Annotated in this window: 12 protein-coding genes; 7 read left to right on the top strand and 5 right to left on the bottom strand. The window is 69.0% G+C overall.

The window, feature by feature from the left end; all coding sequences use genetic code 11:
* Positions 1-63 precede the first annotated feature (63 nt).
* From QHF89_RS45805 to QHF89_RS45795, 3 genes are all read left to right on the top strand, one after another.
* Positions 64-1,146 carry a GlxA family transcriptional regulator gene (locus tag QHF89_RS45805; RefSeq protein ID WP_136970898.1) on the top strand — a complete coding sequence of 361 codons (1,083 nt, stop codon included), beginning with the start codon at positions 64-66 and terminating at the stop codon, positions 1,144-1,146.
* A 625-nt stretch (positions 1,147-1,771) separates the two neighbouring features.
* Positions 1,772-9,352 (top strand): RHS repeat-associated core domain-containing protein, encoded by a 7,581-nt coding sequence (locus QHF89_RS45800; protein ID WP_284721811.1) that lies wholly within the window; start codon positions 1,772-1,774, stop codon positions 9,350-9,352.
* A gap of 75 nt (positions 9,353-9,427) precedes the next feature.
* Positions 9,428-10,066, top strand: coding sequence for a hypothetical protein (locus tag QHF89_RS45795; RefSeq protein WP_136970900.1), 639 nt, complete (start codon positions 9,428-9,430; stop codon positions 10,064-10,066).
* A 49-nt stretch (positions 10,067-10,115) separates the two neighbouring features.
* Here QHF89_RS45795 and QHF89_RS45790 read toward each other — a convergent pair whose 3' ends face one another.
* Positions 10,116-10,250, bottom strand: coding sequence for a hypothetical protein (locus tag QHF89_RS45790; RefSeq protein WP_284721810.1), 135 nt, complete (start codon positions 10,248-10,250; stop codon positions 10,116-10,118).
* A 223-nt stretch (positions 10,251-10,473) separates the two neighbouring features.
* Here QHF89_RS45790 and QHF89_RS45785 point away from each other — a divergent pair, with 223 nt between their 5' ends.
* Positions 10,474-13,269: an AAA family ATPase gene (locus QHF89_RS45785; RefSeq protein WP_136970901.1), complete on the top strand. Its 2,796-nt coding sequence runs from the start codon at positions 10,474-10,476 to the stop codon at positions 13,267-13,269.
* A 196-nt stretch (positions 13,270-13,465) separates the two neighbouring features.
* On the opposite strand, the gene QHF89_RS45780 is transcribed toward QHF89_RS45785, so the two are convergent.
* Entirely contained in the window at positions 13,466-14,317 is an 852-nt protein-coding gene (locus QHF89_RS45780; RefSeq protein ID WP_136970902.1) for a phytanoyl-CoA dioxygenase family protein, read from the bottom strand.
* 77 nt (positions 14,318-14,394) lie between these two features.
* Entirely contained in the window at positions 14,395-15,510 is a 1,116-nt protein-coding gene (locus tag QHF89_RS45775) for a hypothetical protein (protein WP_284721809.1), read from the bottom strand.
* 114 nt (positions 15,511-15,624) lie between these two features.
* Here QHF89_RS45775 and QHF89_RS45770 point away from each other — a divergent pair, with 114 nt between their 5' ends.
* Positions 15,625-17,004: a cytochrome P450 gene (locus QHF89_RS45770; RefSeq protein ID WP_284721808.1), complete on the top strand. Its 1,380-nt coding sequence runs from the start codon at positions 15,625-15,627 to the stop codon at positions 17,002-17,004.
* Here QHF89_RS45770 and QHF89_RS45765 read toward each other — a convergent pair.
* A complete protein-coding gene (locus tag QHF89_RS45765) occupies positions 16,972-17,343 on the bottom strand; it encodes a response regulator (RefSeq protein ID WP_284721813.1) in 372 nt (123 codons plus the stop codon). The genes QHF89_RS45770 and QHF89_RS45765 overlap by 33 nt on opposite strands.
* A 16-nt stretch (positions 17,344-17,359) precedes the next feature.
* A complete protein-coding gene (locus QHF89_RS45760; protein WP_136970906.1) occupies positions 17,360-19,705 on the bottom strand; it encodes an ATP-binding protein in 2,346 nt (781 codons plus the stop codon).
* A gap of 141 nt (positions 19,706-19,846) precedes the next feature.
* Here QHF89_RS45760 and dinB point away from each other — a divergent pair, with 141 nt between their 5' ends.
* Together dinB and QHF89_RS45750 are read left to right on the top strand one after the other, a co-directional pair.
* Entirely contained in the window at positions 19,847-21,100 is a 1,254-nt protein-coding gene (dinB, locus tag QHF89_RS45755; protein ID WP_136970907.1) for a DNA polymerase IV, read from the top strand.
* Between the two features lie 51 nt (positions 21,101-21,151).
* On the top strand, positions 21,152-21,805 hold the full coding sequence (locus QHF89_RS45750) for a succinate dehydrogenase/fumarate reductase transmembrane subunit (protein ID WP_136970908.1): 654 nt from the start codon (positions 21,152-21,154) through the stop codon (positions 21,803-21,805).
* The last annotated feature ends 135 nt before the right edge of the window (positions 21,806-21,940 follow it).

Below are 21,940 nucleotides of genomic sequence, written 5' to 3'. Positions count from 1 at the left end.
ACGGCTCCCCTTCGTTCACCGCGCCGGGAGGCCGGCGCTCGGTCCGGCACGCGGCTGATTGCCATGGTCGGGTCCAAGGGCGCGGCGGCCATCGATATCGTCGGACCGATGGAGGTGTTCAACACCGCGACGCTCGTGCAGGCGGAGCGCGTCCCCGGACGTCCGCCGGCGTATCGCGTGGAGCTCCTCTCGGTGGATGGAGGCGTGATCGGCAGCGGGCAAGGGCCGAAGCTGGTCGCCGATCGATCGATCGCAGACGCGACCTCGGGCATCGATACGGTGCTGGTCGCGGGCGGCTTCGACATGGACACCGCCATGCGCGACGCGCGGCTCCTCGGCTGGCTCTCCGCCATGAAGCCCAGGGTCCGGCGCCTCGGCTCGGTCTGCGCGGGCGCGCTGCTCCTCGCCGCGGCGGGGCTCCTCGACGGGCACCACGCCACCACGCACTGGCGCGCGGCCAGCCGGCTCGCCCGGGAGTTCCCCGCCGTGGAGGTCGAGCCGGACGCCATCTTCGTCCGTTCCGGCGACATCTACACCTCGGCCGGCGCCACCGCTGGAATGGACCTCGCGCTCGCGCTCGTGGAAGAGGACCTGGGCCACGAGGTCGCGCTCGCCGCCGCCCGGCTCCTGGTGATGTTCCTGAAGCGCCCCGGTGGGCAGTCGCAGTTCAGTCAGCCCCTCTCTGCGCAGATCGGTCTCACCGGTCGACTCGGGGACGTGGTCGATTGGATCGTCAACCATCTCTCCGCGGACCTGCGCGTCGAGGCGCTCGCGGCGAGGGCGTGGATGAGCCCGCGGACCTTCGCGCGCGTCTTCGCCGCGGAGGTGGGTACCACGCCGGCGAAGTTCGTGGAGACCTGCCGGCTCGAGCAAGCGCGTGCCCACCTGGAGATGGGGAGCGCGACCATGAACGAGGTCGCGCACGCCTCCGGCTTCGGCTCGGAGGAGCGGATGCGACGGGCCTTTCAGCGGGCCCTCCGGGTGACGCCGGAGGACTACGCCAGGCGATTCTCCCGTCGGGCCGATCGCCAAGGGGCCCCTCCAGGTACGGAATCACCGCACCTCGCCTCCGATCGGTCGCTCCAACACCCGGGGCACCACGCCACAGGGATCCCGCCTATGGGGATGGGCCGAGGGGCGCCTTAGAGTTCGCTTAAATTTCTCGCGCGCTCGACGCCTCCACGCGCAGTCGCCCTTGGTCGCCTCTCGAGGCCCGACCAACCCGTAGGGCAGCCCATGTGCGCTGCTGCTGCGGAGGATCTCCTAAGGACAATTTAAGGGGCCCCCAGAGCGCGGACACTCCACGCTCGTCGGGCTTCCACGGGATACGCCATGCAACGCAGCGCGCTCCTTGGCAGGCAATCCTGGTTTGTTTGTCTTCGATGCGGGGGTTCTGCGGAGCACTCCCCGACAGCCTCTTCTTCGTGCAATTCGGCAAGGGCGCGGCACGCGCCCCAGGAAAGGTTCGGGAATGTTGTTTTCAAGTGCATCTCGGCATCGCGCCGCTCGCCTGGAACAGGCGAGCACGAGCCGCTGTGTATCCCCTTCGACGCGGGGAGGTTTGCCGGGGCAGGCGCGCTCGACACGCTGGTTCGGGGTGATCCTGGCGCTTGGGCTCGTAGGGTGCCTGGCCGATACCGGTGACGAGTCCGGCCAGGTGGTCGCTCCCAGCGAAGAGGGCGCAACGTCCACCGACACGGCGGCTTTGGAGGCCACGGAGGATACGCAGACCTGTGCATCCGGCTTCGCCTACAGCTTTGCGTGCCACTCCATGCAGCCGACCTCCGTCTGCCCTCAGTCGGGCACGACGCCGTGCTCGCCCTACGAGAGCGACTACGATCCGGAATGCTCCATCGCGTCGTACGGGCAGCGCCAGGAGCACCTGACGCTCACGGGAGGTTACAAGCAGGTCAAGGTCTGCACGCCGGACGAAGGGGGCGGCCCGCCGGTGTGCGACTGGGAGCCGCGAGCCATCCTGCACACGTCGTGCGCCGAGCACGCCGAGAGCGAGATCGCGCGGCTCTGGCACGGCGACGCGGCGATGGTGACATACACCGCGAATCAGGGGCCCATCCTCGAGCATTACCCCACGAAGCCCTCGGCCAGTTGCGACATCACCTATGAGGGATGGCTCTCCCTCGCGCGGCCCGTCCATGGGTCCTGCCGCCATGCGAACCACCCGCTGGCACCCTCGTCCGAGTGCGGGACGGAGCTGCGAAAGAGCGCTCCAGGCTCCACCCTCGCACAGGCGAAGCAGGAGGCGCAGAGCGCCTGGGAGGTGCTGGGCGGCGTTGGGCCCGTCCCCCTGAGCACCGAGCCCTTCTGCCCGAGCAACCTGGGCACGCTGCCCACGGATCGGCAGAACGGCGAGACGCCGGGCGTCATCGAAGGTGCGGCCAGCGTCTCGCCCACCGGCGCGGCGCAGTACTCGATATCGCTCTGGGTGCCCGAAGGGCGCGCCGGGCTCGCGCCCGAGCTCGAGCTTTCCTACTCCAGCCAGGGCGGCAATGGCCTGCTCGGCGTGGGCTTCTCGCTCTCGGGCCTTTCGCAGATCACGCTTTGTCCCAAGACCATGGCGCAGGACGGCGAGGCGCAGGACGTACAGTTCAGCTCGGACGACCGTTTCTGCCTCGATGGCCAGCGGCTGGTCGCCGTCCATGGCCCCTACGGGGCCGCCGGCACCGAGTACCGCCTGGAGAACAATCTTTTCACCAAGATCGTCGGCGTCGGCTCTTTCGGCGGCGTCGGGCCGGAGATGTTCCGCGCCTATCTGAAGGACGGGCGCATTCTCACCTTCGGCGGCTCGGGCAAGTACCTCGGCGGCCTGCGCGTGTCCGTCGCGCGCACCAGCAGCGGGCCGGTCGAGTCGGTCGAAGGCGAGCATTACGCCTGGCCCGTGGCGCGCATGGAGGACCGCGCGGGCAACTACATCGACTATGACTACGCCACTTCGGTGGTCAACGGCGCAGAGCTGTGGCCGACGCAGATCCGCTGGACGGGCAACACCGGCGCAGGGCTCGCGCCGCAGCGTTCGGTGCGCTTCGTCTACGAGGAGCGCCCCGACATCCAGGAGAATTACGTCAACGGGCTGAAGATCCGCTCGCCGCGGCGCCTCAAGCGCCTGGAGATGTGGGGCCCGAGTCCCAACCAGCCCGCGCTCCTGCGCTCCTACGACTTCGCCTACGCAAACACGTCCATCTCCGGCCTCAGCCAGTTGAAGCAGGTGAAGGAGTGTGATGGCACCGGTGCCTGCAAGCGCCCCACCACGTTCGAGTGGACGCAGGGAAGCTGGGACTTCGAGCGGGAGGATGCGATGATCTCGTTGGAGCCCATCACCAACGGTTCCACGCAAGCCTCCGTCGTGGATCTCTTTGCCGCGAAGGTCGACCCGTACGATTGGGTGGACCGGCTGATCCTCCACTGGAGCAACGGGCGATGGACCGCGGACGGAAAGTTGATCATTGAGGACGATGACCCCACCATCTCCGACGTGTCGCCGCGCTTCGCGGACACCAACGCGGATGGCAGGGCCGAGATGTTCAAGGTCGCTGTCCCCGAGGCCGGCGGCCCGAAACGCTGGATGCGTTTTGATGCTGGCAATGGGTCGCAGTGGTGGGACGGCATGGACGGGGAGTCGTCCACCATGTGGCAGTCCTTCACCGAGCCCCATGACCCGCCCTTGTACTTCGCGGATCTCGAGGGCGATGGGCTGCCGGAGGCGCTGCGCGTCGTCAAGACGCCCGAGGCGTTCATCTGGGCCTTCCGACCCAACACCCAAGGCACGCTGGGCGAGTACTTCCAACTGCCCAACCTCCGCGCTCCCTGGGCCAACGACGGATTCGCGCAGGCGTATTCGGCGCACATCGAAGGCACAGCCCGCACGTCGCTGCTGATCGCCGAGAAGGACGCCTTTGCCGACGGCAAGAACTACCTGACTGCGCTGGAGCTGCGAGGCGGTAACCTGTGGGAGCATCCCACGACGCTCGAGGCCTTCACCGAGGGCCAGCCCAAGCCGCGCTACTGGTTCGCCGACATCAATGGCGACGGGCTCGCAGACGCGCTGCGCTTCACGCCGGAGGGCGGCGCGCCCGTGGTGCACATCAACACTGGCAACGGCTTCCGCGCCGGCGAGTCGCACTACATCGCGGTTGGCTACCAGGCGGGCCGCTTCTACCCGTGGCAGAAGCAGGATCCGCCGGGCATCTACACGGTAGATCTCAATTTCGACGGGAAAGAGGACGTGCTGATCGCACAGAAGTACGGGCCCGACGGCCAGTCGCGCGATCACTGGGTGATGATGCAGTCGACGCGCTACGGCTTCGAGGGGCGCATTCTCCTGGACGTGCCGCTCGGCACCGTCGGTCTGCCCATCCTCGCCATGAACACGGCCAAGTTCGTCACGCTCGGGGATTTCAACAACGATGGGCTCACGGACATCCTCCAGTCCGAGACGGTGAACGGCTCTCGCCGCGCGGTGAAGTACCTGCGGCAGGGGCCGCGACCCGACGTGCTCACGGCGGTGCGGGACGGCAATGGCGCGCGCGCCGAGTACAGCCACCAGACACGGCAGCGGACAGGTTTTTCCTTCGTCTCCAATCCCATATGGAATCCAAACTCCTGGCCGATAGCGGGGCAGTTGGGGAAGGCTCCGGGCTCGCTGTGGGTGGTGAAGGAACTGCGCCTGGATGACGGGCAAGGCGGCCTCAACCGCTATACCTACAAGTACAGCGAAGGGTACATCGACCGCCTGCGCGGCTTCCTTGGCTACCTGGCCTACACCGTCACGGACGAGCAGACGGGCGCCGTCGTCTACACCGAATACGACCTATCCCACGCGTCGCGCGTGGGCACGGCCTACCCCCTGGCCGGTAGGCCCGTGTATTCGCGCAGTTGGGTGAACCTCGCGACGGGCTGGACGCACATCACGGAGACCTCGACGCATTACGAGGTGACCCAGGAAGCGAACGGTCGCGTCTTTTTCGCCTGGCCACAACGCATCCAGCGCGTCGACGTCCGGCTGCCGCCGGGGCAGACGCACCGCATGCCAGAGTACAATTACCGACGGTATAGCTGGCTGCCCGGGGAGACCCCGCCCCCCCTCTTCCATGACGTCGAGATCACCACAGGGACCGACGTGGAGCAGGTCTACGACGCCGACGGCAACCTCACCTCTCAGCTCACCAAGCGCCTGTACGGCGGGCAGTATACCGGCGAGGAGCAGCAGATCACGACGACCTTCAAGCCGAGGGACGCGGCAAACTGGCTCATCGGCCTGCCGGACATGCGCTACACCACCCATCGCATGGACGCGAGCACGGCCGCGACGCGCACGGTCGGCTTCGATTACTATCCCACGGGCCTGCTGAAGACGGAGACGGTGGAGCCCTGGGGCCATCTGGCCGCGTACCTGCAGACGGAGTACCAGCGCAATACCTTCGGCCTGCCCATGCAGGTGACGGCCACCAACTTCAGGGGCCAGAGCCGCGCCGACTCCATCAGCTACGACAGCCTGGAGCAGATGTTCCCGACCACGGTCACCAACGCGCTCGGGCACACGACACAGACCGAGTACCACCCGGGCCTCGGCGTGGTGACGGCAGAGACCTCGCCCAACGGGCTTCGCACCGAGTCGCAATACGACGGCTTCGGCCGGCTACGCGTCGCCGACAGCCCTGACGAGGCGGACACCACGCTGCATTACGGCTGGGGCAGCGATGGCCTCGCCGAGATCCTCACGCAGCATGCCGACGGCAGCAGCAGCCTGCTGCGCCTCGATAAGCTCGGCCGCGAGGTGGAGACCCGCACGACCGGCTTCGATGGTCAGCCGGTGATCCAGCGCAAGGTCTACGATGCCCTCGGCCGGCGCACGGCTGTCTCCGTGCCACGCAGGAGCGACGAGCCCGAGCAGTTGACGAGCTTCGCTTATGACAAGCTCGGGCGCCTGCTTCTCGAAACGCATCCGGATGGCACCAAGGTCGAGCACGTGTACTCCGTCGATCGCACGGACACGATCGACGCACGGAATGCCGTCTCCTATGTGCTTTACGACGCCGCAGGCCGCGTGGTGGAGAGCGCGGAAGGAGCCTTTGGAAGCGCGACCTTGCGGACACGTTATGTCTACGCTCCCTTCAACCTGCCGAAGCAGGTCCAGATATTCGAGGGCGCGGAGGTGCGCCAGACGAGCCAATTGGGGTACGACATCCTCGGCCGCCGCACGCTGCTCGAGGAGTATTATGGCGCCAGCACCACCGCGGGCTACCGCGAGCAATCGGTGTACGAGGACGGCCTTGGTCGGCGCGTGCGCGACATCAACGCCCAGGGGGAGACGATTTCCGACTTCGACGTGCTCGGGCGCATCGTGCACAAGGACAGCCCCGACTTCGACGTCGACTACACCTGGGATAACGCGCCCGGCGCGGGTGTCGGCCGCCTCGCCACGTACCTCAGCTTCGACGAGGGCGTGCGGGTGGACTACAGCTACGACGCGTTCGGTCACCTGAGCCAGTCGTCCTGGGATGTGGCCGATCCGCTCGTCTACGGCGCGCGCAACACGCACGTGGTCCATTCCTCCTACGACGGGTTCGGCCGCCTGGCAGAGGTTGCGTACCCCGAGGTGCCGAACCACGCGCGCTTCTTCGCACGCTACGGCTACAACGACTTCGGCCACCTGAAGGAGGTGACCGACGGCAGTGGCCAGCTTTTCTGGCGCGCCGAGGGGATCAACGCCCGCGGCCAGCTCACCGACGAGCGATTCGGCAATGACGTGACCTCGCATCGCGTCTTCGACCCGCTCCGACACGTGCTGCGTCAGATCAACACGCAGAACAGTGCGAACGAGGCCGTGCAGCAGCTCGGCTTCGACTTCGACGCGAATGGCAACCTGACACGGCGCACGGACGGCGTGGCCCAGCTGCACGAGAGCTTCGGGTACAACCCATCCCTCAATCGGCTCGAGAGCTGGTCGGTGGCGCCGCTGCAGGCGCCGGAGAGCCCCTTCGCGACGCACAACTTCCACTATGACGGGCTGGGCCGACTCTACGCCCGCGAGGTGCTCTTGGGCGACCCCGCCAAGGCGCTGACGATCGACTACGACGACTCCGGCGCGCACAACCCCTATGCGCCGATCAGCTCCACCCTCGGCAGCTACGACTATGACGCCAACGGCAACCAGATCGAGGGGCCGCAGCGCCACGTGAACTACACCGCGTTTGGCCTGCCCCGGCAAATCAGCACCTGGACCACGACCACCCGTTATCACTATGGTCCCGGGAACAAGCGCCTGCTGAAGAACGCGAGCAGCGGCGAGGTGACGACGTACATCGAGGACCTCTACGAGCGGCGGTATCGGACCGACGCGGTCGCGCACGTCTTCCACGTGGTGGCGGGCGGCCGCAGCGTGGCCGAGGTGGTCTGGAAGGAGCAGGGCGGCAGCATCCTCGACGAGGAGGTCAACTACCTGCACGACGATCACCTGGGCTCGCCAGCAGCGATTACCGATGAATCGGGCGCGGTCAAGGAGTACCTGCGCTTCGACCCCTTCGGCGCGCGCGCCGACGTCGACAATCCCGCGCTGCCCGCAGGCGCGGTCGCCAGCGGTGACGTGCGCCAGGGCTTCACCGGGCACGAAATGGAGGACGAGCTCGGCCTCATCAACATGAAGGGGCGTATCTACGACCCGAAGAGTGGCCACTTCCTCAGCCGCGATCCGATGGTGCAGTCGCCCTTCAGCCCGTGGTCGTACAACCGCTACGCCTACGTCGGCTACAACCCGCTCTCGGTCACCGATCCCACCGGCTTCGCTGGCGATCCGACGCACGGCGGCGACGTTTGTTACCCCTCGTGTCCCACGGACCGTGGCGGCAGCGATCCCACGATCGGCATCCCCATCCCCACCCCCTTCGGGCTCATCGTGATAACGGTGTCGATCGACGTCGGCTCGGGTGGCGGCTCGAATGGCAGCAAGGGCCCCAACCGAGGCGGTGGCTCGCCTCAACGCGCCGACGAGAACGGCGGCACGGCGACCGAGGATGCCGGGCCCATGCAGGGCGGGCAGTCCCATGGCGGCGACGCTCGGTCCGGGTGGCAAAAGTTCAAGGACGGCCACTACTTCGGCACCGGTTTTGGCGAGGACGCGGCCATGTATTATGCCAACCTGACGACGAATCCCGACGCCACGGTCGGCGATCTCGTCGTCGGCTGGACCGGTGGGCTCTTCTCCTCGCTCTGGACGCGGGACACCTACTTCGATACCGCTTCCACGCTCATGACGGCCGGGGGGCTCAACAACCTCCTCAAGAATGCAGCAAAGGGCGCGTCAGAGGGGTTGCTCTCGGCGTGCAAGGGCGGAAACTGCGCGGATTTGATCAACTGCTTCGTCGCCGGGACGCCCATCCTGACGCCGGACGGTGCCCGCGCCATCGAGAGCCTCCAAGCGGGCGAGATCATCGTCTCGCGGGATATCGAGACACCTCCGGGAGCGTGGCAATCCCCCTCGGCGGCCGCGATCCTCAGCGAAGCGCGTCGGAGCGACGACGCCGATCGACCCTTCGACGGCGAGGCGCGTGCGCCGAGCTTCGACGACGTCGTCTGGGTGCTTGCTCATGAAGGGCGCCGGGCGTCGCACGGGGTCCTGCGGGAGGTTCGCGCCGGCGCGCGTGTGGCCTTCCAAGGACGTGTCTACGAGACGCGGCGCAGCGGCAAGGGCCTGGAGATCCGGGCGACGGGCGAGACGCTGCAGCGCATCCGGCAGACCATGCGACACGGTGCCACGCGCCTGGTCGAGTTGACCGTGCGGACCTCGCGGGGCGAGCACCGGCAGGTGGGCACGGCGGAGCACCCGTTCTACGTGCCGGCGCGCCGCGCCTTCCTCGCCATGACCGAGCTACAGCCGGGGATGGCCCTGCTCGGTGAGGGGGACCAGCCGGTCGAGGTCGTCGCGGTGCAGCCACGAGCGACTTCGGACGAGGTCTTCAACTTCGAGGTCGAGGGGACGCATACGTACTTCGTGTGTGACAGCGCGGCGTCCGGCTGCGAGCTGGTGCACAACGCGTGCAAAGTGCACCCGCCCCAGCCGGATTGGCTGGTGAAGGGCGTTCACGTCGAGGCGAGCAATGGCACGGAGTTCCTGCTGAGCACTGGCGTCAAGGACAAGGTGAAGACGCTCATCTTTGACGCCTTTGGAAAGCCGGACAAGAAGGCCTTGAAGGCGGCGCTCAAGGAGGTCTCCGAGTTCGCGGAATCCCAGGAGGGCAGAGAAGCGATCCGCAAGACGGCCGAGGAAGGCATAAAGCACTTCAAGGACAACCCACGCCTCGTCGAGCGGATCAAAGCCGTCTTGGAGTACTTCAAGTAGCCCTATAAGGACGTCGCGACCATGAACCACATGCCTCGAGCCTGGGTTGTTCGGAACGCTGCGGAGGACGCTGTCGTGCTCGTGCGGCGCTTCGAAGAAGCCGGTTCGGCCGTGTCCTACGAGATCTACGGGTACTCGGGCGATCTGGCCTTTGCGCCGTCCCCGTTGCCTGCGCCGAACACCCTACCGGAGAGCGTCGCCTCGCTCGAGGACGCCCTCCGGCAGGGCGCGGCGCTCGCAGGCCGGCCGGTCGAGGCGTTCGTGGACGTGACCCAGGGTCGGAGCGTCGAGATCGATCTGATCTCGGCGCTCCGCTCCCGCAGCCTGAGCCCCCTCCGCCTTGGCATGCCGGCCGAGGCGGTGGAGGCAATGCTGGGCGTTCCAGAAGCCGTCACCTGCCTCTCGGAGGGGGCTGTCTCCTGGTTCTACGGCTCGGTCCATCTCTCCTTCGAGGCGCGCCGGCTGGTGCAGTTCGAGGTCGACAAGGGCGTCGCCGACTTCACGAGTCTCCGCTTCGCTAGCTGGTTTCTGCGCCCGAAGATGACGATCGACGAGGTCGCCTTGGCTCTCGACGCCCGGGCCGTACCTCACCGACGGGTGACCCGCTACGACTTGCCGATGCTCGAACTCGGCGAGCACGAAGGGCCTCGGTTCCTGTTCGACTTCGACGAGCAGCAGTCCACCCTTCACGCGCTGTACTGGCTGGGCGCGTAGCTCACGCTCGGGACGGTGTGCCGGGAGGCAACGCGCTGCGCGCGTGGGCTCACACATCGAGCGTGATCGCGCGGCGTCCGAGCAGGCCGCCGTCTACCTCGACGCGGTCGCCGGGGCGGAGGAAGCCCGCGCCGCGCACGTACATCCCCATCGCAGCGTCGAGGTGACCGAAGCGGTCGAGCAAAAGGCCGCCGAGCCTGCGCTTCCACGAACGGACCCGGAACGCTACGCCCGGCGGCGTGCCGGGTTGCGCGCGGAGACGTGGGGCGCTCCCGAACGATGCTGCGCGCGAGCTAGAGCACCTCTCGACGCGAGGGAGACGTGCTCGGCCTTGCAAACGATGGAAGGGGACTGCAAGCCTCCGGTCTTCGCGCGGGCGGTTCGGACTCGCCCGAGCGCGCGGCCTCATGATGCACAGCAAAGCTTTCGAAGACGCGTTCGACGTGATGGGCGCACCAAGCCCCCCGGAGATGTGGAGGAAGCTGTCCAGCGCGGTGGCGCCGAGCTGGCGCGTCGAGCGCTCGAGCTTCGTGGGCCGCGCGGACTCCATCCGTCAGCTCAAGGCCTACCTCGACGATGGTGCGCGCCTCGTGACCATCCTCGGCGCGCCGGGGCTCGGCAAGACACGTCTGCTCCGGCGCCTCGGCGGCATGCTCGCAGACGAGGGCGCGCGCGTTCACTTCTTCGATCTCACCACGGCCACGACCCGGGGCAGCGTGATCGCGATCGTCTCCCGGCAGCTCGGCTTGTCGCTGGTGCGCGACGGGGACGTTGACGAAACCGTCGCCCAGATCGGGCATGCGCTCGCGGCACGCGGGCCCATGGTCCTCCTGCTCGATAACTTCGAGCAGGTCGTCGAGCACGCCGAGACCACCATCGGCCGCTGGCTGGTGATGGCGCCGCTCGCCACCCTGATCGTGACCTCCCGCGAGGCGCTTCGGCTCGAGGAAGAGGTCTCCTTCGAGATCCAGCCGCTCACGCTGGAAGAAGGGGTGCGGCTCTTCGAGGACCGCGCGCGCCTCGTGCGCCCCGACCTCGCGATCACGGGCGAGGAGCGGGACGCCGTGCTCCGGATCGTCGAGCATCTCGAGGGGATCCCGCTGGCCATCGAGCTCGCCGCCGCGCGGACGGCGATCCTGCTCCCGTCCGAAATCGACACGCGGCTCGGATCCCCCTTCGGGCTCCTGCGGACGGCCCGGAGGGGCGCTCCCGAGCGCCACCAGACCCTGGAGCGGGCGATCGACGGGTCCTTCGATCTGCTCATGCCCTGGGAAAAGGCAGCCTTCGCCCAGTGCTCCGTGTTTCGCGGCGGTTTTTCCCTTCAAGCCGCAGAAGCGGTGCTCGACCTGACCCCTCACCCCGAAGCGCCCCCGGTGCTCGACGTGCTCGCGGCCCTTTGCCACAAATCGCTGCTCCGTCGCTACGTGTTGCCGGGCCCATCGAACCGTACGCGCTTCGGCATGTTCGAGAGCCTGCGGGTCTATGCGGCAGGCAAGCTCGACGAGGCGAGCAGCGCGCGGGCCGAAAGAAGACACAGCCGCCATTTCGTCGAGGCGGCCGAGGCCTGGGCCCTGACCTCGGGGGCGGGCTTCGCGCTCGGGCTGGAGCAGCTCGCCCTGGAATCGAGCAACATCCTCCAGGTCGCGCGCCGGCGTGTGAAGGAGCACGCGCTCGCGCTCCGCGCCGCACTCGCCCTCGACGCGCTGTTCGCGCGGGTGGGGCCGCTGCAGGCGCGGGTCGACCTGCTCGAAGACGTATCCATGTGCGAGCAGGCCGCGACGCCCGAGCTGCGGATCCGGTACTTGCGCATGCGCGCCGAGGCCCACTGGATGAGCTACCCGTGGACGGACACGCGCCCGGATCTGAAGTGCGCCCTGTCGCTCGCGCGGCAGGAGGGCGACCGGCGCGCGGAGGTGGCCATCCTCGTCGCGCTGGCGGCCGCCTCGATCTACCAGACCGAGCCTCAGGCGGGCGGGCATTACTATCGGCAAGCCGTGGCGGCGGCGCGCCTCCACGGCGACCGCGCGGCTCTGGCCATGGTGCTCTGCGGGCCCGACGACGAGGTGCTCGACCCCGCCGAGATCCTTGCGCTCGTCGAGGAGCTGGAAGACCTACGCGAGAGGACCGTCGCGCTGGGGAACCTCATCATCCGGAGGATGGTCTCGGGCGAGCTCGAGCGCGCGCTCGAGGCCGCCGAGCTGACGCGCGCCGCCGCGAAGAAGGCAGGCGCGCCGATGCTCGAAGCGGTGGCGAATTTGCACGCCCGCGCGCTGGAGCTCTTCCTCGGACGGGCGGAGGACGCGAGCCGGCTCGAGCAGGTGAGCGAGCAGCTTCGCGCGCAGGGCGGCGGCTTCCCGTATCAGGTCTCGCTCCTGCACTTGATGGACTCCTTCCACTGCCAGGGACGGTTCGCCGACCTGCGGGCGATCGTCGACCGGATGATCCGCGAACGGGCCTCGAGCAGGTATCCGTCGACCACGCAGGTGATCGCCGCCTATCTCGGCGTCCTCGAGGCCGAGGATGGGCGCATCGAGCGCGCCGAAGCCCATTTCGCCGAAGCACGCGCGAACAGCGCGCTCCCGGTCGTCGCGGTCAAGGTTCACCTCCTCGAAGGGTGCCTGGACGTCGCGCGCGCGCGACGCGCCGCAATGGAGGGACGCTGGGAGGAGATGCGGGCTCGCCTCGACGACGCGCGCCGTCGCCTCACCTCCTTCGGCGATCTGTCCACGGGGCCGATACGCCTCACCGCGCTGGGCATCGCGCCTGCCCTCGAGCGCGCCCTCGCCGCCTGCGAGGCCGGCGTCTTCCCGCCCTGCCTGCCCGCGCCCGACGAAGGGTCGATCTCGGCGCCTCCGCCCGAGCCGGCTCTCGAGCTCGATTCGAACGGCCGCTGGTTCCGCCTCGGGAAAGGCGAGAAGGTGAGCCTTCATCGACGCCACGTGCTGGCCGCGATCCTCGCGCGGCTCTCCGAGCGTCACGCGGCAGTGCCAGGGGACCCGTTGCCCGTGGCCGAGCTCGTCGAGGCAGGCTGGCCGGGGGAGCGCATCCTGCCGGGCGCCGCCGCGAACCGCTTGCACAACGCGGTGGCCGTGCTTCGCGGCCTCGGGCTGCGAGGAGCGCTGATCACCCGCGACGGCGGCTACCTGCTGGATCCCGCCCTTGTCGTCCGTAAGCACCGCGACCTCTCGTCCGACGAGGCGTGACCGAAGGCTGCGCAGCACCGCCCGGAGGCGCCCGGAGCGCGAAGCGCGACGACGACGAGGACGGCTTGGCCTTGAAGAGCCCGAGCACGACGGTACGATCGCCGTCCCCGAGCGGGATCCCCTGAATCCCCGTCCCCCTCGCGCTTGCGCTCGCGCTCCCGCTCCCGCCCCCGCCCCCGGCGTCTTCTCGGTGCTGTTAGCCCCTGCCCTTGAGACTCGTCGCGTACTTCCTTCGTTGCCCCGCGCCCTTGTGCAGCGCGGGGTCGGCGCCCTCGTGCCAACCCAAGAACGGGTAGTGCCCCGTGTAGCCGATCAAGGCACGTAGCGCTTCGGGCAGATCGCGCGCGATCTCGGGCGGACACGCGAGGTACTGGTTCTCTTCTTGGCGAAGCCAGCCGAGCGTGTACGCAAGCCCGATGCCGATTCGATCGCGGTCGGTCGTCACGTTCGCGCCGCCGCCGTGGAACACCGACCCGTAGTAGATCACGACCGAACCGGGCGCCATCTCGACATGCGCGACCTCGTCGTCGGGGGTGGGCACGCGCGTGTCGGACCACAGATGGCTACCGGGGTACACGACGGTTCCGCCGTTTTCTTTCGTGAACTCGGTGAGCGCCCAAATCGTATTCACGAAGCACTCAGGCCCGGGGCGCGCGAACGGGTACATGTTCGTATCGCGGTGCGCGACCTGCGCGATCTCGCCCGGCGCGATGCGAATCGCTTGCGTCCAAGACAGTTGATAGGTCGCGCATTGCGGGCCGAGCACGCGGTCGAGCACCTCGAGCACGCGTGGCGTCGTCGCGAGGTCGCGGCAACCCGGCGACTTTGCGATCAGGCTCGAGGTGCGTAGCGTCTTCATGCCCTTGAAGCGATCGTTGCCGAGCGGGCTTTTTTCGATCGGCAGTGTCAGCCAAGGCGCAAGCTCATCGCCGATGCGGCGCATCGCCGCAGGAGCCGCGAGCCCCTCGACGATGACGGCGCCGTCGCGTTCGAGGACCTCGACGAGCCTTTCGGCGGTGGCGGCGGCGGGAACGCTCTCGAGGGGCATGTGTCGCCGCCCATGCTACACGGGACGGGTCGTTCGTTCCACCCTGTTTCCCCGCGCGCCGAATCGCTGAAGGACAGTCACGGCCCTCGCTTGATTCCGACGATCTCGACGGTCTTCAGGAAGTTCCCCTCGGCGGTGCAATCGCTGCCGCCGAGGATCAGGAGCCGATCTCGAGGGGCATCGAGCAAGACGCTTCCATTTCCGGGCCCACCGGGATCAAACATGGCGCTACCGAGGGGACTTGGTGCGAAGAGCGTGGCAGCGGCGTCGATCGCCCAAGCGTTGAAGCCACACGCATTCGGGGTACGCGTGAACGAGAGAAACGAGCACGAGACCTCGTCCCAGAGGAGCGACGGCGTGGACACGGGGAGAGCAGGGAGCGTCCCCGCCAAACCTATCCATGACGTGGGGTTTTGAAGGTCGAGCGCCCACGCGAAAGCCGGCCCAGACGTCTGCCCGCTCCGGACCATCACCATCCGATCGAGCGCGGGATCATAAGCCATTTGCCGCGATTCGCCCGGCTGCGGCGCTGGCGGACCGGCTTCCCCCGGAACGAGCGTTGACCAACTCTCGGCGCCTGGCCGAAGGTCGAGCGCGTAGGTCCCGCGGTAGGCGAGCGTGAGCGCTGGATCGTCTGCATGGATGAGCGCTGCAACGAGGACCCTTTTGCCGATTGGATCGTACGCGGCGGCGGGAGCCGAGGCAGAGCCGATCGGGAACGCGGGGAGTGGGTCGATGATCGCCGCGTCCCCTTCGACACGTACGGCGAAGACCTGCGCCAGATCCGCGGCGCCTCCCGTGCCGCCGATGACGACGGCGCGTTCATTTTCGGGATCCCATATCGCCGCAGCGAACGTGGGCACCTCGACCGGATCGCCTTTGAGCGACAGGACGTGGTGCTCGAGCGAGGCGAGGTCCAGCGCCGAGATCTGTTTCGCAGGACCGCCGCCCTTCAGCGAGATGCCGCCGATGATGAGCGCGCGGCTCGTTTTGGGATCGAGGACCATGGAGCCCACCGGGGCAGGCGGCGGCGAGAGCTCTTTCCGGTCGATCGACGCGAGCTTCAGAGCCGCACCGGGCGTGCATGCATCGGGGCGAGGGCGAGCCCCGGTGGAAGCCGCCTCGGTGATTTCAATGCTCGGGCCACAAGCCAAGATGCCAATGAAAGGCGCGAGGAGGGCCGTCTTTTTCACACGATCGACACTATACGTTTTCAAGGCGGCGACAAGGGGGCGGAGCTTGTGCAGAGTGACGCGGAAGCGAGGTCAACGCTTCCGCCGGTCGATTCGTCCGGCTACGATGCCCCCATGTCCCCGCCCGCCCCCCTGCCGCCCCTCGCCCCCGGCGCCCTTCCCCTCGCCGGCCACTTCATCGCCTACCGCCAGGATCCTCTCGGCTTCCTCATGAACCTCGCTGCGCGCGGCCGCATCGTCGGCATGCGCCTCGGCCCCATCGAAGCCTTCCTCCTCCGCGAACCCGAGGACATCGACCGTGTCCTCGTCTCCGAACACCGCCGCTTCTGGAAAGACCGCATGACCCGCGGCCTCGGCCGTGTCCTCGGCGACGGCCTCCTCACCAGTGAAGGCGACATCTGGCTCCGCCACCGCCGCCTCCTCGCCCCCGCGTTCCACCGCGAGCGCATCGCCGCCTATGGCAACGACATGGCCCTCGCCGCCGACCGCTTCGCCCGCTCCCTCCAGCCTGGCGAAGTCCGCGACATCCACGCCGACATGATGCGCCTCACCCTCGAAATCGTCGCCAAGGCCCTCTTTGACAGCGACGTCGGCCCGCGCGCCGCCGATGTCGCCCACGCGCTCGACGTCGTCGTGGGTCGGTTCGGCGACGGCTCGATCACCCTCTTCCCCTGGCTCGAACACCTCCCTTTGCCCAGCAACCGCCGCTCCCGCGACGCCATTGCCACCCTCGACGACGTCCTGCTCGGCGTCGTCCGCGCGCGGCGGGCGCGCGGCGGCGGCGGCTCCGATCTGCTCTCCATGCTCCTCGCGGCCGAGGATGACGCGGGCCGTGGCCTCTCCGATCGCGAGATGCGCGACGAACTCATGACCCTCTTCCTCGCGGGCCACGAGACCACCGCCCTCGCCCTCTCCTATGCGTTCGTCCTGCTCTCGAAACACCCCGACGTCGAGGCGCGCCTCCGCGCCGAGAGCGACGCCGTCCTCGGCAACACCCTCCCAACCACGGAGCACCTCGCGCGCCTCCCGTTTGCCCGCGCCGTCATCCTCGAAACCTTGCGCCTGTATCCGCCGGCCTGGGCCATCGGCCGCGAGGCCATCGAAGAGACCTCCCTCGCCGGCTACCGCATCCCCAAGGGCACCCAGCTCTGGATCAGCCAGTGGGTCAATCATCGCGACGCTCGGTATTTCCCCGAGCCCGAGCGCTTCCTCCCCGACCGCTGGCTCGGCGGCCTCGAACGCTCGCTCCCTCGTTTCGCGTATTATCCCTTCGGCGGCGGACCTCGCATCTGCATCGGCAACCAGTTCTCCCTCCTCGAAGCCACGATCGTCCTCGCCACGATCCTCCGCCGCGTCCGCGTCCGCCTCCTCGAACGGCGCCCGCTCTCGCTCCTGCCGATGATCACCCTCCGCCCCCAGGATCCCATCGTCGTCGCGTACGAGCCTGCGCCGAAGCCCGAGCTACTTCGCGCGCCCGTTTCGGCCGCGCCCTGACGAAACCTCGTCCACCGCTTCCAAAAGCGGCTCGAGCCCCACCGGCTTGTGCAGCACCCGCGTCGGTCCGAGCGAGAGGAGCGGCTCGATCGCGCGGGACCCCGCCGCCGTCATCAGCACGACCGGCACCTCCGCGAGCGACGGATCGGCCCGCTGCGCGCGGCGAAATTGCTCCCCGTTCATCACCGGCATCATCAGGTCGAGCAGGATCACGTCCGGCAGCGGCCCGTCGTGCAGCCGCGTCAGCGCCTCGGCGCCGTTGGCCGCTTCCAGGACCGCGTATCCTTCCTCTGCGAGGACCATCTTCACGGTTCGGCGAAGATCCTCGTCGTCGTCCACCACCAGCACGCGGCGTTCATGCCCCGGCAACGCCCTGGCCCTCCCCCTCGGGCTCGGGCACGGCGCTCCGGGCGAGCGGCAGGCACACCGTGAACGTCGCGCCTTGCCCCTCGGTCGAGGCGACCGACACCTGGCCGCCCATTTGCTCCACGAACTGCCGCACGATCCAGAGCCCGAGGCCAAAGCCGCCGTAATGGCTCGCCGGCACCGCGCGCTCGAACCGCTCGAAGATCCGCCCCTGCGCCTCCGCCGGGATGCCGATGCCCCGATCCCTCACCACGAGCTCGGCCTCGCCCCGATGCCTCTTCACCTCGATCGTCACCGGCCGCCCCGCGCCGTACTTGATCGCGTTCGTGAGCAGGTTCGTCACCACCTGATCGAGCCGCCCCTCGTCCCATTGCCCCACGACCTCCGGCTCCGTCCGCACCTCCAGCAGCGATCCCGCCGCCGCGGCCTGCACCGAGAGCCGCTCGACCACCCGCCGCACGAGCGCCCCGAGATCCGTCTCCGCGAACGATAACGAGAGCTTGCCCGACGAGAGCTGCGAGACGTCGAGGAGCTGATCCACGAGCGCCGCGCTCCGCTCCACCTGCCGCATCGCCATCTCGATCCGCGGCATCGCGTCCGCCCGGCTGAGCCCGCCCTCCCCGCCCCGCGACGTGGCGCGCTGCAGGGCCTCCAGCGTCAGCCGCAGCGTCGCGATCGGCGTGCGCAGCTCGTGCGACGCGACCGAGAGGAAATCGTCCCGCGCGCGCAGTGCGGCCCGCAGATCGGTCGCGAGCCGCGCGAGGTCCGCCGCTTGTCCCAGCACGATGCTCACCACCGCCGCCCGCAGCGCGCTCGCGGCCTCGATCTCCCACGCCTTCCAGGGCTCCGCGCATCCCTTCACCGTTTGCCGCCAGACCTCGAACGAGCGGCGCGGCTCGATCCGCATCGTGCTCGGATCCCGCGACACGGGCTTCCGAGGATCACCGGCCCACGAGAGCGTCCGTTCGATTTCCGGCCGGAACCACATCGACATCGTCCGCCCCTCCGGGCTGAACGACGTCACGAGCAGCCCGCTCGCCACGGGCGCGAGCGCGCGCGCGAAGGGCAGCGCCGCGCCGAGCGAGTCCGTCGCGTAGAGCGGCTCCTTCATCGTCTCCCGCAGCCACGTCACGATCCTCCGCACGTCCTCCGCCACGGGCGTCACGCCGGCCGTCGCGACCTGCGTCTCGTCCACCACGGCCACGCCCGTCGCCTCCACGAACCCGAGCAGCGAAGGGACCTGCCCGAGCAGGCCCCGCTCGGCCTCGCCTTTGGCGGTCGCGCGGTGGGTCGACGCGCCGAGCAGCGCCGTGACCTGCTCGACGTAGCGCTGCGCCAGCGTGCTCGCGCGGACCGATTGCTCTGCCGCTTCTTTCTGATCGAGCATCTCCATCTGGAACGACGTCACGCGCCCGAGCACCTCGCACACGCCACGGAGCGACGGCACGAGCAGCCGGGGCGCGCGGTGATGACACGCGACGAGCCCGAACAGCTCTCCTCCGCGGAGGAGCGAGATCGACATCGACGCGGTCACGCCCATGTTGCGGAGGTACTGCACATGCACGGGCGAGACGCTGCGCAGCCACGCGTCGCTGAGATCGAGCGGGCGGCCCGTCCGCGGGTTCTCCGTAGGCACGATCAGCGAAGGGATCGCCTCCACGTCGCGAATGCACCGGACGAGGTTTTTCGTGTACAGACGGCGCGCCTGGGCAGGGATGTCCGAGGCCGGGTAGTGCAGCCCCAGGTAGGGATCGAGCTCCGGCTCCCGCGCCTCGGCCACGACCTCGCCGTGCAGGTCCTCGTGGAACCGGTAAATCATCACCCGGTCGTAGCCCGTGAGCACCTTGACCTCGTTCGCCACGCTGCGGAACAGGTCGACGACCGTCCGCGCGCCCGAGAGCCGCGCGAGGAGCACCTGCAGCGTGCCGGCGATCCGGCTCTCCTCGGGCGGCCCCGACGCCTCCAGCTCGAGCACCACGAGCCCCTCCGAGCGGTAGAGCATCGCCGTGAAGGCGAGCCCGGCGAAGCGCAGGAAGAGCGGGCTCTCCTTGCGGAGCGAGGGCTGCCGCAGGGCGCGTTCGAATTGATCCCACGACCCCGGATCGAGGAAGGCCCGCAGGGGCTGGCCGAGGAGCGCGCGCGCGTCCACGCCGACGAGGGCGCGGGTGTTCTCGCTTGCTTGCGCCACCCGCAGATCGTCCTCGCGCACGGCGAGCAGGGCGCCGTGCGGCTGCACGGCGCCCGGGATGTGGATCGGCTCCCGCGCGCACTCCTCGAGCGCCTCGGCGCTGATGTCGAGCGCCGCGCCGCCGATGTCGACCTCGCTCGTCGCCACGACTCGAGACCCCCCCTGTCGAACCCCTGCCGCGCCGAGGAAGCAACACTGGGGCCCGCCGCTGCGCGCGGGCGTACCCGGCCGCGTTTTTCGGATGCGAACATTCTCGCGGCGGCGCCGGCCGTGTCATACCGTGGGCCCATGAGCCGGGTCGTCCTGCACGTCGACATGGATGCGTTTTACGCCTCCGTCGAGCAGCGGGACGATCCACGCCTCCGCGGCCGCCCCGTCATCGTCGGCGGCCACCCGCGCCGCGGCGTCGTCCTCGCCGCCTCCTACGAGGTCCGCCCCTTCGGCGTCCGCAGCGCCATGCCCATGGCCCGCGCGCTCGTCCTCGCGCCCTCGGCGATCGTCGTCCCCCCGCGCTTTTCCGCGTACGCCGAGGCGAGCGAGCAGATCCACGCCATCTTCGAGTCCGTCACGCCCCTCGTCGAGCCCCTCTCGCTCGACGAGGCCTTCCTCGACGTCACGGCCTCCCGCGCGCTCTTCGGCACCGGCGAGGCCATCGCCACGCACATCCGCGCGCGCATCGCCGAGGAAGTGCGCCTGCCTGCCTCGGCCGGCGTCGCCTCCTCGAAGCTCGTCGCGAAGATCGCCTCCGACCTCGCCAAACCGAACGGCCAGCGTGTCGTCCCGCACGAGGACACGACGCGCTTCCTCGCGCCCCTGCCCGTCTCGCGTCTCTGGGGTGTCGGGCCGAAGACCGAGGAGATCCTGCGCGCGCAGGGCTTGCACACCATCGGCGACGTCGCTGCGCGGGATCCGATCTCGCTCGGGGTCCTGCTCGGCAAGCTCGGCCCGCACATCCATGCCCTCGCGACCGGCCGCGGCGACGATCGCCCCGTCGTCCCGGACCGCGAGCAAAAATCCCTCGGCGCCGAGGACACCTTCGAGGAGGACCAAAAGGGCGCCCCCGCCCTCGCCCCGCACGTCCACGCCCAGGCCCTGCGCGTGGGCCGCCGCCTGCGCCGCGCGGGGCTCGTCGCGCGGGCGGTGGTCCTGAAGATCAAGCTCTCGGACCACACCCTTTTCACGCGCCGGACCACGCTCGACGAGCCCACCGACGACGGAGCGATCCTTCACCGCGCGGCCCTCGCGCTGCTCGACGGCCTCCCCCTGTCCCGCCGCGTCCGCCTCACGGGCGTCTCGGCCCACGAACTCAGCCGCGGCGGGGGCCAGCTCCCACTCTTCGACCAGGGCGCGCAGCGCTCGAAGCGTCTCAACCAGGTCCTCGACCGCATCGCCGACCGCTTCGGCCCCGCCGCCATCGTCCCGGCCGACGTCGCGAGCCTCGGCCAAGGCAGCGGCGCGGACGACGAAGCCCGGCGAAAGGTCGGCGCCGCGCGGTTCGACGCGCCCTCTCCCCTGTCCCGGCGAGAGAGGGGCCGGGGCTGAGGGTCGGCGAGCCCTCTTGTCATTCCAGCGCAAAGCTACTAAGGCGAGCGCATGTCGGCCGAGATCCTCGATGCTTCCCGCGGCGCGCGCCGAACGTTCGTCTCCTCGCGCCTCGGATCGCTCCTCGCCGTAGCACCCCTCGGCGTCTGGACCGTGAACCACGTATGGGACAACCTCGCCGCCTTCCAGGGCGCCGAAGCGTGGCAGACGTCGGTCACCCAGCATGCGCACCCCGTCGCGCACGGGATCACGCTCCTCGTCGTCCTCTTGCCCCTCGTGATCCACACGGTATGGGGCCTCGGCCGGCTGAAGAGCATGCGCCCGAACAACGAGCGCTACGGCTACTTCGCCAACCTCCGCTACATCCTCCAGCGCGCAAGCGCCATCGGCGTGCTCTTCTTCCTCGGCGCGCACATCTGGCTCGCAATGCTCCGCCCGCGCCTGCTGCTCGGCCACGCCGAGGCCTTCTCGGACATCTCGCACGAGATGCACCACCACATGCCGACGCTCGTGGTCTACATCCTCGGCACCCTCGGCGTCGCCTACCACCTCGCCAACGGCATCGGCACCTTCGCAATGGGCTGGGGCCTCGCCGCAAGCCGCAAGTCCATCCGCACCATCGAGCGTCTCTCCTACGTCTTCTTCGTCGTCCTGCTCGCCATGTCCTGGGGCGCCATCTACGCCCTCTGGCGCGCCGGCGCCTGAGCCTCGGACCGGGGCGCTGCCCCGGACCCCGCGGGGGGCTGTCCGCCCCCTCGACCCCGGACCAGCGAGGCGCTGGACCCAGGGTTGAAAAACTGCGCTCCGCGCAGTTTTTCAAACAGGCCGACGAAGAAGCCG

This window comes from Polyangium sorediatum, assembly GCF_029946465.1.
Taxonomy (GTDB): domain Bacteria; phylum Myxococcota_A; class Polyangia; order Polyangiales; family Polyangiaceae; genus Polyangium; species Polyangium fumosum.
The sequence above is the reverse complement of the archived record's forward strand: the minus strand, read 5'-3'. Positions and strand labels throughout refer to the sequence as shown.